Raw genomic sequence first — 16,678 nt, 5'->3', positions numbered from 1 at the left:
GTACCTACGATCATGGAGGCGGCATGGATGCCGCCTGTTAAGCTGTGGTATCAAGGATGTACCATCAGCTTAACAAGTGCCTTTGCTTACTTTGGGCGAAACCAAAGTAAGTCTAGCTGAAGGCATATCCTGAAAATGGATGAGGACTCGGCACGATTCCGTTAGATCTATAAAATAGGTTTTATCTTAAACTTGTCAGAACCTAAAATATATTGCGAGAACTCTCAATTCAAGCAAGATTAAACCGTCTGTTAAATAAAATCTTCAATTATTTGCACAGTCTGCTCCACCATAAAGCATGGAAAGCCATGTGAAGCACCTTCAACAGAAACGATAGATGAATTATTTGCAGCTAAATCTTTAGTTTTTTGCATAACTTGGTAAGGAACTAAAGCATCATACTTGGCAAAGACATGCAACTGCTTACCCTGATAATTTTTATACAACTCAACCAAGTTTAACTGCTCCAGCAACTGTAACCCGTCCCTAAGCAATGCAATCGGTTGTGGACGAATCAATTTCTGCATAGCTACGAAATCTTTCTTTGCAGAACTTGCACCCTGACACACCAATAAACCAAACCGTTTTAGCGTGGTAATGGCATCCTGTTCAAATGATTGTTTAAATTGCATAAAGGTTTCAACAGGCATGGCCGTCATCCAATCTGCTTGAGCAACAAAACATGGATTCGACGCTAAAGTGATTAAAACTTTCTGTTCAGCATATTGTTGTTGTATTTGATTGACCAAGATTGTTGCCAGTTGTCCGCCAAGCGACCATCCAATAATTACATCATATTCAACCGCAAGTTCGACATGCTGTTGTAGGATTTCATTATCCAAAGCATTAAAAATATTAATTCGCTCAACTGAATGTCCTTGCTGTTCTAAAGCTTCATGTAAAGGTTTTAATAATTCGGCACCACCGCCCCATCCAGTAATGAGCAAAATCTTCTTCGACAAATGTATACCTTTAATGCTGATCAATCATTTTGTATAAAACATCGCATAGATTGGTTATTTTTTCTAGCTGACACGATTCAATTTGCTAAAATATGCGCTATTACTCCAACGATACTTTGAGATCAACATGATGAATACGATAAAGTCCAAAGTTATTATTTTATGCAGTTTATTTTTTTTACTTGGTATCCCTAGCCTTAGTACAGCGCAAACTTCTATTTTTTCTAAGCAAAATACAGCTCAAAAAGAATGGGTTGGACAGTCTGCACCAGATTTTAAACTGCAAGATCAAAGTGGTAAATGGCACACTTTAAACCAATATAAAGGCAAGTGGATTGTGCTTTATTTCTACCCTAAAGATGACACTGCGGGATGTACTCAAGAAGCGAATCAATTTAAATCACTTTATCCTCAATTCTTAAAGTCGAATGCAGTAGTTTTGGGTGTTAGCTTAGATGATGTTGCATCACATCAAAAGTTTTCACAAAAGCTTGGTTTACCGTTCCCAATTTTGGCAGATGAAAAAGGCGAACTTGCTGGAAAATTTGGTATTGTTAGAAACCTCGGGATTACAAAAATTGCCAAACGTGAGAGTTTCTTGATTAATCCTCAAAGTGCAATTATGTATCACTACACGAGTGTGAATACGCAAACGCATGCTGATCAAGTATTAAAAGATTTAAAAGAAGCCCAAACTAAAAAATAATTCATAAATAAAAAACTCAGCAGGTGCTGAGTTTTTTATTTATTCGAAAATCTTAAATTTGCGATTGAATATAATTTTGCAAACCAATTAATTCAATTAAACGCAATTGTTTTTCTAACCAATACGTATGATCTTCTTCTGTGTCCGAAAGCTGCTGACGCAACATATCACGACTAATGTAATCACCTTTATCTTCACAAAGCTTAATGCCTGTCGCTAGTTTTTCACGCACATGATATTCAAGTGCTAAATCAGCTTTTAAACAACTTACGACATCTGTACCCACATTGATGTCTTCACGATTCATGTTTGGTTGAGCACCCAAAAATAAAACACGGCGAATGATTGAATCAGCATGTGAAGCTTCTTCTTGCATTTCATGATCAATACGCTCATAAATTTTACTTAAGCCCCAATCTTCGTACATTCTTGAATGAATTAAATATTGATCACGAGCAGCCAATTCACCGCCAATGAGCATATTTAAATAGTCGATGACTTCTGGATTGCCACGCATAATATTTACTCCTATCGAATAATAATATTATGGTGAACTTAAATCATATTTGCAAAATTAAATTGTGTAAGTTTATGATTTTTATAAAATTAAAATGAGAAACATACGCATTTACAGTTTTAATTCGCCTAATTTATCTAAATAAAAGAAGCATTTGCATATCATTTTAACCTTTCAAAATAGATAATCTTATTGAAAATCATTTGTTTGATTTTTTGTAACGATTCGCAATGCTTCTTATTCCACTGCAATTTTGATCAAAAAAGATTAAAAAATGACTGCTCGGCTGTTGTTTGTTTATACAAAATTCGGTAAATAACATCAATCACAAAAACACAATGCGGAAATAAAATGGATAAAAGTAAGCCCATTCTGGTCACGGGTGCAACGGGTTATATTGCGAGCTGGATTATCGAACGCCTGTTGAATCAGGGTTATAGCGTTCATGCCACGGTTCGAGATCCATCTAAGCAAAATAAAATTCAGCACCTGTATGATCTAGCAGATAAATCATCAGGACAAATCCAGTTTTACCAAGCAGATTTACTCGAACCAAATTCCTTTGATGAAGCTATGCAAGGTTGTGAAGTTGTTATTCATACTGCATCACCTTTTGTAGTCACTAACTATAAAGATGCCGTCAAAGACATTATTGAACCTGCAGTGAAAGGCACAGAAAATGTCTTAGATAGTGTAAATCGTACAGAATCAGTCAAACGTGTGGTTCTCACTTCAAGCATTGCCTCAACCTATGGCGATGCGATTGAGATTCAAAATACCGCGAATAACGAGTTTGATGAAAGTCACTGGAACAATACGAGTAGTGAAACGCACCAACCCTATCCATATTCAAAAGTCGCGGCTGAACGTAAAGCATGGGAAATGGCCGAGCAACAAAATCGCTGGAGTCTTGTCTGTATCAACCCTGCACTGGTGATGGGACCATCACTCACTGATGCAAGTCAGTCTGGCAGTATTGAAGTACTACAACAGTTTGGCAATGGTACCACTCTGTTTGGTGTACCACCAATGTGGAATGGTATTGTTGATGTTCGTGACGTTGCCGATGCACATGTTGCTGCGGCACTCAATCCTAAAGCACAAGGTCGCTATATCATTTGTGGTGGCACATTAAGCCTACTAGAAATGGGCCAGGCATTAACGAAAAAGTTTGGCTACAGATATCCTTTCCCACATTTTACCGTGCCTAAAGCAGCTTTTTCCTTGATCGCACCAGTATTTGGACATTCCCGTCAATTTGTAAAACTGAATATGGGTTATCCTATCTACTTTAATTCACAACGTAGTGTGAAAGATTTAGGGATTCAATATCGCAATATTCGTGAAAGTGTTTGTGAACATTTCCAGCAATTGCTTGATGATGGGATTGTTAAAAAATATATTTAACACATTAAAAGGCGGCATCAACATGCCGCCTTTTTCTTCTCAAGGATCAACTTTAAATTAACTCGAGAAGAAAGAAATTAATTTTCATACTGCGCTAAAAATGCCAAAAATTCTTGTTCATTCATCACGCGAATCTCAAGCTTTTGCGCTTTATCCAATTTGCTTCCCGCTTTTTCCCCTGCCACCACACATTTGGTTTTACTAGAAACACTGCCACTGACACGTGCACCCAAAGCTTGTAACTTTTGTGTCGCCTCATCACGTCCCATGGTTTCCAGTGTACCCGTCACCACCCAACTCTCACCATTCAATGGCTGACGAGTCGGTGCAGTTGGTGCATCCCAATGAATTCCTGCTGCCAATAAACGATCGAGTACTTCAATGTTATGTGGTGCTTGGAAAAAGTCTGCAATCCATTCCGCAGTAATATCACCGACATCAGGAGTTTTCTTAAGTGCTTCAACATCGGCTACTTTCAAAGCATCCAAAGTTTGGAAAGTATTGGCTAACATGCGTGCTGTAGTTTCACCGACACCACGAATACCTAGGCCATAAATAAAACGTGCCAAGGTGGTTTTCTTACTTGCTTCGATTGCATCAATCAGATTTTGAACGGATTTTTCACCCATTTTCTCGATGGTCAATAAGGTGTCACGATGTTCATGCAAATGATAAATATCAGCAACGTCTTTGAGTAAGTCGAGATGTAATAGTGATTCCACCCAACGATCGCCCAAGCCTTCAATATCCAAGGCTTTACGCGAAACAAAGTGACGAATGGCTTCAATCCGTTGTGCTGCACAATACAGGCCACCCGAACAACGTGCCAATGCCTCACCTTCTGGCATCACTACAGGTGAATCACAGACTGGACAATTGGTCGGAAGATGAACCATCTCTGCATCGGCAGGTCGGAACTCCGCCCAGACTTTCTCAACTTTTGGAATCACATCACCAGTACGGTAGACGCTGACAGTATCGCCTACACGTACATCTAAACGGTGGATTTCACCAATATTGTGTAAAGTCACATTGGATACGGTAACGCCTCCCACAAATACAGGGGCTAAACGCGCAACAGGCGTTAAAGTTCCTGTTCTGCCAACTTGCCAGTCAATATTCTCAACTTTGGTTAAAGCGGCTTGTGCTGGGAATTTATAAGCTGTTGCCCAACGAGGTTCACGACTCAGGAAGCCGAGTTGTTGTTGTTGTTTAAGGCTGTCCACCTTAATCACCATACCATCAATTTCAACTTTAAGATCTGGACGTTCTTGTTGGATTTGTTCATAGCGTTGCTGTACCTCATCAATCGAGGCACAGAGAAATTGACGTTCAGCAATTTCAAAACCAAATTTGGTCAGCCAATGCAAACTATCGTGCATCGTAGCCAAACCATGATTTGGGACACACTGCGCGATACCATAGGCATAGAACGCCAATGGACGTGAGGCTGCGATATTTGGATCAAGCTGCCTTAGACTTCCTGCTGCGGCATTCCGTGGATTCGCAAAAGTCTTCTCGCCTTTCGCTTCTTGATCGGCATTGAGTTTTTCAAAGCCTTGCTTTGGCATCAGCACTTCACCACGCACCTCAAGAAACTCTGGAATCGCTTGATGCTGACTGGATAATACTTTAGGTAGATTCCGAATGGTTTTAACATTTTGAGTAATGTCTTCACCTGTCTCACCATCGCCACGAGTGACCCCACGAACCAATACACCATTTTCATACCACAGTGAAATCGCTAAGCCATCGAGTTTAAGTTCAACTTCATATTGAACTTCTTGATTGGGTAGACGCTCATCAATACGGCGTGCAAAGGCAAACAGGTCTTCCTGATTAAACACATTACCTAAAGACAGCATCGGCACTGCATGAGTCACACTTTCAAATTTTGACAGCGCTTGACCACCGACTTTATTGGTCGGTGTATCTGCCTGAATACATTCTGGATATTGTTGTTCTAAGGCTTTCAGTTGATGAAATAAATGGTCATATTCACTATCAGAAATGGAAGGTTGATCCATCACATAGTAAGCATGATTATGTTTTGCAATCAGTTGAATTAACTGACGCATTTGCTCAATAACTGAGTTGTGTTCCATTTAAGTTTCACCATATAAAAGGGCGGAAAAACCGCCCTATAATTTTTTACTAAATTTATTATAAAAGATTCATTAGACGGTTGCTTGATTTGGACGATAATCAATCACATGATGTCGCCAATGCTCTTTCAACTGCGGCGTGAATTCAAGATTGTTTTCATCGTAAACTTTACCATCAATCTCACGCGCAATTAAGCCTGCGATACTGGTCATCATGTCATAACCTGTCACCGCCTTGCTGTTTGGCAATGCAAGGAAAAATGCCAGACCCTGCACCTGTTCCGCAGATAATGTTTCCAAATCAAAACCCGCAGGCCCATGATCCGTCACACGTAATACAGAGAACATTAATGGGCTTGGCTCATCGGTATTTTCATAACGATGGAAGCAAGACATCTCTCCAAAACGCAGACCATATTTCAGCAATACTTTGAGAGCTTTATCACCAGACAAAGCACGGCGTGGATTTGGATAAACATTAAGGGCAATGATCTGTTCAGCAGTCGCCAATGCACTTTCATCATCACAGCGTTGCTGCTCATGCAGATGCACATCCAGAATATTGCTTTCACCATCAAATTCTTCAATTTCAACAGTTGCAATATTTGGGTTTAAGCTAAGCTCTGTTTCAGCTTTCTCATCCTCAGCTTTTTCTGGCGTTGCTAAAAGCGCTTCAACTTCGTCTTGAGACTGCGATTCAAGAATTGTCTCTTGTTTATTTGCACTCCTAGTGAACTCAACGACTGGCTCAGGTTCAATCACAACATCAGTTTCACTCGCTTTTACAATATTTTCTGCAGCAGTTGTTTCAACTGGCGCTTTTGCTTCAATCGGTGCCGTGTTAAAACTTGGTTCAACGCGTTCAACTGTAGCGGCGACATTGCTTTGTAGGAGTTGATCTCGCACATGACGAGGAATCACAGGTTGCTGACTTTCAGGGTTAACATGAAGATCTGCTTCTAATGAAGGCTCAACTGGTTTTGGTTTTCTTAAAATCATGATCAAACCAACGAGCATAATCACAACGGCGATAACAATGCCTATTATTGTATTCATTTCCATATTAGGACTCCGCAACTAACCCGTATTCTTTTGCCTGTTCTAAATCGACAGTCACTAATTTTGATGTGCCCGGCTCTGGCATGGTCACTCCCAGTAAATCAGTTGCCATTGTCATCGCCAATTTATTATGTGTAATGTAAATGAATTGCACTTGTTCAGAAAGCTCTTTTACCAAATTACAATACCGCTGTACGTTGGCATCATCAAGTGGTGCATCAACTTCATCTAATACACAGAAAGGTGCTGGATTTAACCTAAAGATCGCAAATACTAAAGCCAGAGCAGTTAAGGTCTTTTCACCACCAGATAATAGTGCCAAAGAACTATTACGTTTGCCAGGTGGACGTGCCATCAGCTTCACCCCAGACTGCCAATCATCTTCAAGGCTTAAAGTCGCTTCACCACCACCAAATACCTTTGGAAATAGCAGTTGTAACTCTTGATTGACCTGATCAAAAGTGGTCATAAACAACTTACGCGTTTCCTGATCAATGCTTTTCATCGCATCTTTGAGCTGATCAACCGTATTTTGTAGATCCTGCATCTGGTGACTCAGTTCATCAAACCGCTGTGACACGTCTGCATATTCTTGTGAAGCTGCCAGGTTTACCGCACCAATTTTATCAAATTGTTGCAATGCTCTTTCTAATTTCTGTTGATGATCTTTTATTTCAATCGAGAGATCAGATAAGGCATCCGCATTGAGTTCTTTGAGCTGTTCCAGATAATGCTCACGATCTGATTTAGCAGCTTGCCAAGCCAAACGCTTTTGCTCTAACTGCTCACGCACCTGCTCATCTTTTTGCTGTGCTTGATGACGTTGTTCTGTCAATTGCTGCTGTTTCTCTTGGACTTGATTCAATTCAAGTTGCCACTCATTCCAATTTTTTTGCAGCTTTTCTGTTTGCTGAAATTGCTCTTGGAATTGCGACTCTAAGTTCGGTAATTCAAGCTGAATCGGATCAACAAACTTCTTCGCTTGCTCAATCTGTTCAATGATTTGTCGATATTGGGTTTTCAGGAATGAAATATCCTTTTCGAGCAACTCAATTTGTTGATTGGCTTGTGAAGTCTGACGGCGCAAAGCTTCACGTTGCTGCTGCTGTTGCGTAAGCTGTTGTTGTTGCTCATCCAGCTGTTCATTCAAGTTTTCCACCTGAAACTGCAAGGTTTTATAATTTGGCAATACTGCTTCGAGTTTGAGTGCCAATGCATGTAAATCAATTTCCAGATCATCGCGCTGCATGGCATCTTCTTCAAGTTGCACATCCAGTTGTTTCAGTTGCTCTGCCAGTTGCTGTTGCTGCAATACAAAAGCCTGTGCGGTACTTTGTAGCTTGACAATCTGCACATCCAGTTGCTGCAACTCTTTTTGCTTTTGTTTCACACTTTGCTGCTGTTGCTGCAAGATTTGTTGTTGCTGTTGCAGGCTTTGCTGTTGTTGGAAAAACTGGTTTTCCAAATCAAGCAACTGGGGTTGTTTCTGTGCCAGTTGCTGTTGAATTTCCTCTAAACGCACCTGATGACTGAGCATCCCCTGCGCAGTTTGACTGTCTTCATCATAGTGCAGTGCAATCACCCAGTCTGAGCCGACATGATAACCATCAAGCGTCAGAATAGATTGTGCTTGCTGGAGATCCGCTTGATATCGCAAAGCTGTGGTTAAATCTTCTGCAACGGCGACATTTGTCCATAAAGAAGATTGTGGTGCCTCGATCCATTCACTCAAACAAGTCAGCTCTGCAACTTGAATAGGCTGCTGTTGTGATGATTTTAACTGCCGTGCGATACCCTCTTGGAAGGCTTGCTCATTCCCAATCAACTGCGCTTGTAACCACTTGGCTAAGAACTTCTCAATAATGCTTGCATGCGCTTTAGCTTGAGCGCTTAAACGTAGGCTTTGCATCAGTCGAACTGCATGTTGATCCTGCTTCGGGCTTTGCTTTGCGACAAGCTGATTCAGGTTTTTTTGTTCAGCCAATAAAACTTGAATTTCAGTTTTCAGGCTTTGCAGATCCATTTTGTTCGACTGTTGTTGATCTTGCTTAGTCTGAACATCCTGCTGTAATTGTTCAATGGCAGTTTCTAACGTAATAATTTCCTGTTGCAGTTGCTGCTGCAACTGTTCTAACTGCGCCTGTTCATCATCCTGAACCTGAGCACGAATCTGAGTGGTTTGTGTTTGCAGAGTCTGCTTTTGCTGCCCAATCCGTAGCACATTCTTACCCAACTGCTCAATTTGCGCTGCCATCTGCAACTTTTTTTGTTGTTGCTGATCGACTTGGATTTTCAGTTGTTCAAATTGCTGTTGTGCTTGCTTATGTTGTGCTTGAACATCGCTAAAATTTTGCTCAGCCGTTTGTGTCTGCTGTTCTAAAGCAAGTAAGCTTTCGTTTTGCTCATCAAATTGAGTTGTTAAAGTCTCAACCTGTAACTCTGATAATTGTAAACGCTCTTTGGTTTGTAATTTTTGCTGTTCAAGTTGCAGCAAGCTGGTACTGTTTTGCTGGAATAAACTCTGTTTTTGTTCCAAGGTCATTTTTAATTCAGACAGCTTTTTCTCGGCCTGTTGCCATTCATGCTGCAACGGTGAAGACTGCTGAATTAAGCGTTGGAATAAAGCACTGGTGGCTTCAAGATCGTGTTCAATGGTTTGAGATTCTGAACGGACTAACTTAAAGTTTTCGCCGAGTGCCGTCATTTCAACAGTATATTCTTGTTGTAGCTTTTGACTTTGATTGGCTTGAAACGAAAGAATTTCAATTTTTAAAGTTCGAATCTGCCCTTCTAGGGTCTTATATTGAATTGCAGCTTCAGACTGGCGCTTTAGGCTTCTAAGTTGGGATTTTAGTTCAGCGGCAATATCGTCTAAACGCGCCAGATTTTGCTCAGTATGCTCTAAGTGCTGCAAGGTTTCACGACGGCGCGCTTGATAACGAGACACTCCTGCCGCTTCTTCAATAAACACACGCATTTCTTCAGGCTTGGCATCAACCAGACGGTTAATCATGCCCTGTTCAATCACCGCATAAGAACGTGGCCCTAGGCCTGTCCCCAAGAAAATATCAGTGATATCACGACGACGACAACGCGTGCCATTTAAGAAATATTCAGACTTACCTTCACGTGTGACTTGGCGACGGACGGCCAGCTCGCTATAAGCATTATAAGCACCGCCTAATTTGCCATAAGTATTATCAAAACGAAGTTCGACACTGGCAACCCCGACAGGTTTACGTTTGGCTGTCCCAGTAAAAATGACATCCTGCATACTACCGCCGCGCAACTGACGTGCATTGGATTCACCCATCACCCAACGAATAGCATCGATGACATTTGATTTACCGCAACCGTTCGGTCCAACCACCGCAGTACGGTTGGCCTTAAAATTTAAAGTGGTACTATCGGCAAAAGATTTAAAGCCTGAAAGTTTTAAACTGCTTAAACGCATAACACCGTGTTTTGACCTAAAAAATTAGCGGCGTGAGCGTCTTGCCCAAGCCAATTCAATCTGTTTCATACGAGTCAGAGATTCCAACACAAGGTTACGTAAGTGTCGACAAAAATCTTCCATAAATAAAGCAGCTTGTTGTGATTTTCGGATCAAAATAGCATCAATCACTAACTTAAACAGGGTAAAAGATTCCTGTAATTCACGACGTGAAGTATTTAAGGTTAAAAAGTAGCTACGACGTAATGAAGGCAACAGTTCTTTATAAAATTGCATTAAATAGGGATTGGCCACCATATCATGCTGATCTGCTAAATATTTAAAAATCGAATCGTAGAATTTTTCAATGTCCCCAGCACGTACAAATTCAACCAGTTGATCTAATAAGGTCTGTAGCTGTTCAGCCTCATTAACTCTCCAAGTCTCACTAATTCGTTGCACAATATGCCCAAGTACCATGACATTGGTATCAAACAAAGCTTTAACTTGTTGAGCTGACATTTCAGAAACAATTGCACCACGTCTTGGGAAAATTTCAATTAAATAAGTACGTTCTAGTAGTAGCAAAGCTTCACGAACAGAACCTCGACTCACATCTAATTCTTTCGCAATACGTAGCTCTTGAATACGCTCTCCCTCAACCAGCTCACCACTAATAATTTGTTCACTAATATATTTTGCAATCTGTTCAGAAAGACTATCAGCCTCTTCGAGATTCATGATCCCCTCGCTATCGTTGTTATACGCATATTCCAATGCTATTTGCGCTTTTTTGTTTTAACTGATCTCACTGCATAAATTCTATATCATTGTCTAACAATTTTATTGCTTTTTAAGTCAATCGAAAGATAAAAACAATATTTTAAGGAAATATTTGGTTAAAAATTTAAATTCCTTATGTTTAAGATCAATGAGTTAAGCTTACGAAATTGCGCTAACCGAATATCTGAAAATTAATTTATTCACCAAAAATTTATTGATATTAATCACATAAAACAATATATTCCACAAACATAAGCACGTTTTTATTAATTTTACTGAATTGCTCAGCAATTATGAGTAGCATTATGAGTCTTCATCAAGCTGTTAATATCGCAATTTTTGGGCTCAGTCTCAGAACATTGAATGAATTAAAAGAACATGTACAAACTGCTATTCCTAGTCATATCCAAGTCAATTGGAGCAATATTGCTGAACCACATCTCGATATTTTGATGATCAATCATATCTTTTTTGATTCACCGAATATCAAAAGCTTAATCCAAAATAACCATATTAATGTTCTACAAATTGCCAATAATGCTGATAAAAATAGTTCAATCGAAGATGACATTCTATATCTACCATTGAATCATCTTCACTCACTACATCAATGGCTAAATGAGCGCTTAGCTAAAAATGCTGCGATAGAGAAAGTATCCCCACCTCAAGCAACGAATACTACAATTCATCGGAAACAAATCGGGGAAGTTCTACAAGAAATCCTCAATCCTAAAAATGGCAAAATTCAGTTGTTTGATCACAATGGTTTAATTGCAATTGCAGACCCTCGTAACGAATGGGTTTGGCAAAATCCGATGCTACAAACATTACATACAGATCCAAGCTTAAATTACACCTACGCCACACAAAATGACCAACTTTGGATCACAGAGACTCCACAACAAGATTTAAAACAATGGTTATGGAATTTACTTTGGGCATCAAAAGATTTTAATGAACTTTGCCCCCCCTCTGCATCAAGTTTCTATTTAGAGATTTGGCCACAACCAATAAATAAAATTGAGCGCCAAGATATTTTACGTATGGCTGCTTGTTTTGCTAAAGGGGCTGAAATTTCAGTTGTAGCCAGCCAATTAAAATTACCTGAACAGCGTGTCAAACAATTTGTTGCAGCAAGTTTAGGTGCAAATTACGGCAAAATTATCAAAGATCATCAAGCCAACTATCATCCGCAAAATAATCAAAATATGACTGAACAAAATTTTATGAAAAAATTGTTTGGTCGATTACGTAACCGTTTAGGCTTCTAACCTAGGATAACTCTATGATTATACAACAATATAAAATTGTCTTTGGTGGAACTATGGGGTCAGGTAAATCCAGTGCGATAAAGGCCCTCTCGGAAATTGACGTACTCAGCACCGAGGCTTTAAATACTGATCTTGAATCGCATGAAAAAATGCTCACCACTGTCGGTATCGATTATGGTGAGATTACTTTAGATGATGGCGTCAAAGTCGGGTTATACGGGACGCCTGGACAAGAACGTTTTGAGTTTATTTGGGCTGTAATTTGCAAAGGTGCAATTGGTACGATTATCATGATTGACCACGCCACAGAAAATCCACTACTCGATCTAGCTCAGTATGTAGAAGCATTCAAACCATTTGGCAATAATATTGTGATTGCGATTACTCATATTGATCAAAAACCAGAAAGAACGCTTTCGATGTACCGAGATTGGCTTGCAACACAAGGCGTTAATTACCCTCTGTTTTTCATCGATGCACGGCAACAGGATGATGTTTTGCTGTTGGTAGAGACGCTGATCGCAAATATTGAAGTACATTATGGGCTGATAACTTAAATTAAACCTTTATAAATAAAGTAGCAGCCAACAACAACTAATAAGCCTGCAAAAGATTTTTTTAACATCGCAGATGATAAGCGATGTGCTACTTTTGCTCCCAGTTTAGCTGTAATAAAGCTCATTGCGCTAATACCAAGAAAAGCATAAATATGAACATAGCCAATCGTATTTGGCACATTAATTTGTTCTTTTGCACCAAACCACATAAATCCGATTGCACCAGCAATCGCAATCGGCAATCCACACGCCGCTGAAGTTGCCACCGCCTTTTGCATCACCACACCATGACGGTTCAAATAAGGTACCGTTAGGCTACCACCACCAATCCCAAATATCGCAGATGCCACTCCAATTCCACCACCAGCAATAAACTGTAATGGTGCAGATGGTAAGTGGCGATTTGGATCAATAACAGCATGCGCTCCGCTAAACATTTTATAAGACATCCACACTGCAAATACACCAATAATTAACTGTAAATGCTGCCCAGAGAGTAAATCCGCCACACCTGCACCGAAGAAAGACCCCAAAACCAAACCTGGTGCTAAATTACGAAATACATTCCACAAGACAGCACCTTTTTTATGGTGAGCAGTCACAGAACTAATTGATGTTACAATAATTGTAGCTAGAGATGTCCCCACAGCTACATGCATGATCACATTCGGGTCATAATGCATTTGAGTAAAGACAATATATAAAATTGGTACAATAATTAATCCACCGCCAACACCAAACAAACCTGCAGTAAATCCAGCAATTGCGCCAATCAGCAAATATATGATTAACTCCATAAACACATGACCACTCTACTTATAAAACAATGGAAGATTTAGCAACTCGCCAGCTTCAGCAATTACTTAATGCAAAAAATCAATTTCCTGAAATCGTCTTGCTCAAAACGACGACAACATCGACAAATGATGATATGCGTGAAATTGCACAAAAAGGCATTAGCTCAGGATTAGTTTGCAGTGCACTGCAAACACAAGGTCGAGGTCAGCACCAACGGCAATGGTCTTCTCCTGAAGGTAATATTTATTTAAGCACACTGATTCAAAGCAAGACAGCGCTAGATGGTCGTCTTGCACTGGAAGTTGCTTTAAATATCCTACAAATGACAAGCTTACAAGGTCTAAGTTTACAAATTAAATGGCCAAATGATTTATATAGTGCTCAAGGAAAATGGGGAGGTATTCTGGTTGAACCGCTCTCCCCTCATCAAGCGATTGTTGGCGTAGGCATTAACTTGAACACACCCCCTGTAGAAAATGCGGATCAGCCAATTACCTCTCTGACGATGCTCGGTTTAGCTCATATTGATCGTTTAATGCTTATTGCTGAACTGTACACTGCGATTCAACAGGCTTCTCAATGGTTTGAACATGGCAGTTATAATTTAGCTGAACGCTTTAACCATCATGCAATATGGCTCAATCAACAAGTTGAGTTTGAACATGCGCAAGGTAAGCTTCAAGGGCGTTTTCAAGGCATCTCCAATGATGGTGCTGTACTCATTAAAACCGATCATGTTCAAGCCTTCTATCAAGGCCGTTTACGCCTCGCGCCCATTTAAGGAATGATCATTTTATGAAAAGTCTATGGTTGGATATTGGTAATACCCGTTTAAAGTATTGGATTACCGAAAATGATCAAGTGCTTGAACATGCTGCCGAATTACACTTACAGTCACCTGCCGATTTACTGTTAGGTTTAATTCAACATTTTAGACATCAAAATTTAAGTCAGGTTGGAATTTCATCTGTTTTAGATACAGAAAATAATCAACGTATTCAAATGATCCTCGATATTTTGGAAATTCCAATTATCTTCGCTCAGGTACATGCTAATTATGCAGGACTTCGTTGTGGTTATGATGTTCCAAGTCAACTCGGGATTGATCGTTGGTTACAGGTCTTAGCAATTTCAAAACCTGATCAAAACTTTTGTGTGATTGGCTGTGGTACAGCGCTGACCATTGATTTAGTAGAAGGGTTACAACATTTAGGCGGTTATATTCTGCCAAATTTATATTTGCAACGAGATTCACTGATTCAAAATACCAAAGGTATTAAAATTCCTGATTCTGCATTCGATAATCTGAAACCAGGACACAACACCGTTGATGCTGTGCATCACGGTATCTTGCTAGGTCTAATTAGTACTATTGATCAAATTATGCAACAGTCACCTAAACACCTGATTTTAACAGGCGGAGATGCTGAGATATTTGCCAAATTTCTGCAACATCATCGACCTTTGATTGAATCTGATCTCTTACTTAAAGGACTAAAAAATTACGTTCAACTTAAGTCAGCATTAACCAATGTTTGAAGTATCTGGAACAACTGAGGAAACATCGTATATCCATCTTCAGTGCGAAAATGCCCTGCATGAACAGCTTCAATCAGTTGGGCATTCAGTAAAAAGGCGCAATTTGCGCCTTTTCTAGAGAGCTTTAGGTTATTTTTTTGGTTCATTACTACCAAATAAAGGTCCCATGTTACCGCCACCAAATTGTTTTTGCATATTACCTAATGACTTCAACATTTTGCTCATTCCTGACGGATTCGCAAATTTCTTCATCATTTTCGCCATTTGAGCTTGTTGCTTAATTAATTTATTCACTTCAGCAACGTCCATACCACAACCCGCAGCAATACGCTTCTTACGGCTTGGATTCATCAAATCTGGGTTACGGCGTTCTTTAATGGTCATCGATTGAATAATCGCTTCCATTTTTTTCACTTGCTTTTCAGGATTTGCTTGTGCAATCGCATCTTGAATACCAGAGTTACTCATGCCAGGCAACTTATCCAAGAAGCCCATCATACCACCCATCTTGCTCATTTGCTCAAATTGCATCAGCATATCTTCAAAGTTGAAGGTTCCGCCTTTCTGCAATTTCTTCGCCATTTTTTCGGCTTTTTCTTTGTCGATTTTGCGTTCAACTTCTTCGACCAAAGAAAGTACGTCACCCATACCTAAGATACGTTGTGCAACACGATCTGGATGGAATGGCTCAAGTGCATCTAGTTTTTCACCGATACCCAAGAACTTGATCGGTTTACCTGTAATCGCACGAACAGAAAGCGCAGCACCACCACGTGCATCACCATCAGTTTTAGTCAGAATAACACCAGTCAAAGCCAAAGCATCGTTAAATGCTTTTGCTGTATTAGCAGCATCCTGACCTGTCATCGCATCGACAACAAACAGAGTCTCTGTTGGCTTAACTGCAGCGTGTAATTCTTTAATCTCATCCATCATGTCTTCATCGACATGTAGACGACCTGCTGTATCGACAATTAAAACATCCGCAAACTGGATTTTAGCTTGTTCAATCGCACGATTAACAATATCAATTGGCTTTTCAGATGCTTGCGATGGAATGAAACCCACACCAACTTCACTGGATACGGTTTCTAACTGCTTGATTGCGGCTGGACGATAGACGTCAGCAGAAACAGTCATTACTTTTTTCTTTTGGCGCTCTTTCAGAAAACGCGCTAATTTTGCGGCAGTTGTTGTTTTACCCGCACCTTGCAAACCTGCAAGTAAAACCACGACAGGTGGCTTTGCACTTAAATCTAGAGTCTCATTTGCCTCACCCATCATTTTGGTGAGTTCATCATAGACAATTTTTACAAATGCCTGACCTGGAGAAAGCTGAGTCATGACTTCTTGACCGAGAGCTTCTTCCTTAACCTTCGCGATGAATTCACGAGTTACAGGTAATGCCACATCGGCTTCAAGAAGTGCCATACGTACTTCACGTAAGGTATCTTTAATATTGTCTTCGGTCAGCTGCCCTGAGCCAGTAACATTTCTTAAACTCTGTGTGAGTCGTTCTGTTAAGGTATCAAACATTGCGA

14 protein-coding genes are annotated in these 16,678 nt (G+C 40.0%); 6 read left to right on the top strand and 8 right to left on the bottom strand.

Features of this window, described 5'->3' with window-relative positions; all coding sequences use genetic code 11:
* Nucleotides 1-251 precede the first annotated feature (251 nt).
* Nucleotides 252-962: an alpha/beta hydrolase family protein gene (locus tag M5121_RS07330; protein ID WP_249570782.1), complete on the bottom strand. Its 711-nt coding sequence runs from the start codon at nucleotides 960-962 to the stop codon at nucleotides 252-254.
* A 127-nt stretch (nucleotides 963-1,089) separates the two neighbouring features.
* Between M5121_RS07330 and M5121_RS07325 the strand changes: the two genes are divergently transcribed.
* The gene (locus tag M5121_RS07325; RefSeq protein ID WP_087546994.1) at nucleotides 1,090-1,668 is read left to right on the top strand and encodes a peroxiredoxin; all 579 of its coding nucleotides are present in this window, start codon (nucleotides 1,090-1,092) and stop codon (nucleotides 1,666-1,668) included.
* Nucleotides 1,669-1,720: 52 nt separating this feature from the next.
* Here M5121_RS07325 and ftn read toward each other — a convergent pair whose 3' ends face one another.
* A complete protein-coding gene (gene ftn / locus M5121_RS07320; protein WP_004663600.1) occupies nucleotides 1,721-2,185 on the bottom strand; it encodes a heteropolymeric bacterioferritin subunit Ftn in 465 nt (154 codons plus the stop codon).
* Between the two features lie 351 nt (nucleotides 2,186-2,536).
* Here ftn and M5121_RS07315 point away from each other — a divergent pair, with 351 nt between their 5' ends.
* Entirely contained in the window at nucleotides 2,537-3,592 is a 1,056-nt protein-coding gene (locus M5121_RS07315) for an SDR family oxidoreductase (RefSeq protein WP_249570781.1), read from the top strand.
* A 77-nt stretch (nucleotides 3,593-3,669) separates the two neighbouring features.
* Here M5121_RS07315 and ligA read toward each other — a convergent pair whose 3' ends face one another.
* From ligA to M5121_RS07295, 4 genes are all read right to left on the bottom strand, one after another.
* Nucleotides 3,670-5,697: an NAD-dependent DNA ligase LigA gene (gene ligA / locus M5121_RS07310; RefSeq protein WP_249570780.1), complete on the bottom strand. Its 2,028-nt coding sequence runs from the start codon at nucleotides 5,695-5,697 to the stop codon at nucleotides 3,670-3,672.
* 72 nt (nucleotides 5,698-5,769) lie between these two features.
* The gene (locus tag M5121_RS07305; RefSeq protein ID WP_249570779.1) at nucleotides 5,770-6,759 is read right to left on the bottom strand and encodes a cell division protein ZipA C-terminal FtsZ-binding domain-containing protein; all 990 of its coding nucleotides are present in this window, start codon (nucleotides 6,757-6,759) and stop codon (nucleotides 5,770-5,772) included.
* Nucleotide 6,760: 1 nt separating this feature from the next.
* The gene (gene smc, locus M5121_RS07300) at nucleotides 6,761-10,210 is read right to left on the bottom strand and encodes a chromosome segregation protein SMC (RefSeq protein WP_249570778.1); all 3,450 of its coding nucleotides are present in this window, start codon (nucleotides 10,208-10,210) and stop codon (nucleotides 6,761-6,763) included.
* Between the two features lie 24 nt (nucleotides 10,211-10,234).
* On the bottom strand, nucleotides 10,235-10,930 hold the full coding sequence (locus M5121_RS07295; RefSeq protein ID WP_004663651.1) for a GntR family transcriptional regulator: 696 nt from the start codon (nucleotides 10,928-10,930) through the stop codon (nucleotides 10,235-10,237).
* 347 nt (nucleotides 10,931-11,277) lie between these two features.
* Here M5121_RS07295 and M5121_RS07290 point away from each other — a divergent pair, with 347 nt between their 5' ends.
* Together M5121_RS07290 and M5121_RS07285 are read left to right on the top strand one after the other, a co-directional pair.
* A complete protein-coding gene (locus tag M5121_RS07290; protein ID WP_178882730.1) occupies nucleotides 11,278-12,243 on the top strand; it encodes a hypothetical protein in 966 nt (321 codons plus the stop codon).
* A 14-nt stretch (nucleotides 12,244-12,257) separates the two neighbouring features.
* Nucleotides 12,258-12,800 (top strand): GTP-binding protein, encoded by a 543-nt coding sequence (locus M5121_RS07285; RefSeq protein WP_249570777.1) that lies wholly within the window; start codon nucleotides 12,258-12,260, stop codon nucleotides 12,798-12,800.
* On the opposite strand, the gene M5121_RS07280 is transcribed toward M5121_RS07285, so the two are convergent.
* The gene (locus M5121_RS07280; protein ID WP_249570776.1) at nucleotides 12,797-13,597 is read right to left on the bottom strand and encodes a sulfite exporter TauE/SafE family protein; all 801 of its coding nucleotides are present in this window, start codon (nucleotides 13,595-13,597) and stop codon (nucleotides 12,797-12,799) included. The genes M5121_RS07285 and M5121_RS07280 overlap by 4 nt on opposite strands.
* Nucleotides 13,598-13,626: 29 nt before the next feature.
* On the opposite strand from M5121_RS07280, the gene M5121_RS07275 reads away from it, so the two are divergent.
* Nucleotides 13,627-14,379, top strand: a complete 753-nt coding sequence (locus tag M5121_RS07275; protein WP_249570775.1) for a biotin--[acetyl-CoA-carboxylase] ligase — start codon at nucleotides 13,627-13,629, stop codon at nucleotides 14,377-14,379.
* Between the two features lie 14 nt (nucleotides 14,380-14,393).
* Nucleotides 14,394-15,137 carry a pantothenate kinase gene (locus M5121_RS07270; RefSeq protein ID WP_005158532.1) on the top strand — a complete coding sequence of 248 codons (744 nt, stop codon included), beginning with the start codon at nucleotides 14,394-14,396 and terminating at the stop codon, nucleotides 15,135-15,137.
* A gap of 129 nt (nucleotides 15,138-15,266) precedes the next feature.
* Here M5121_RS07270 and ffh read toward each other — a convergent pair whose 3' ends face one another.
* A complete protein-coding gene (gene ffh, locus M5121_RS07265) occupies nucleotides 15,267-16,673 on the bottom strand; it encodes a signal recognition particle protein (protein WP_087544760.1) in 1,407 nt (468 codons plus the stop codon).
* Nucleotides 16,674-16,678: the final 5 nt, after the last annotated feature.

The organism is Acinetobacter sp. ANC5681 (assembly GCF_023488045.1).
GTDB lineage: Bacteria > Pseudomonadota > Gammaproteobacteria > Pseudomonadales > Moraxellaceae > Acinetobacter.
Note: the sequence above shows the minus strand (reverse complement) of the source record. Positions and strands in the feature narration are given on the sequence as shown.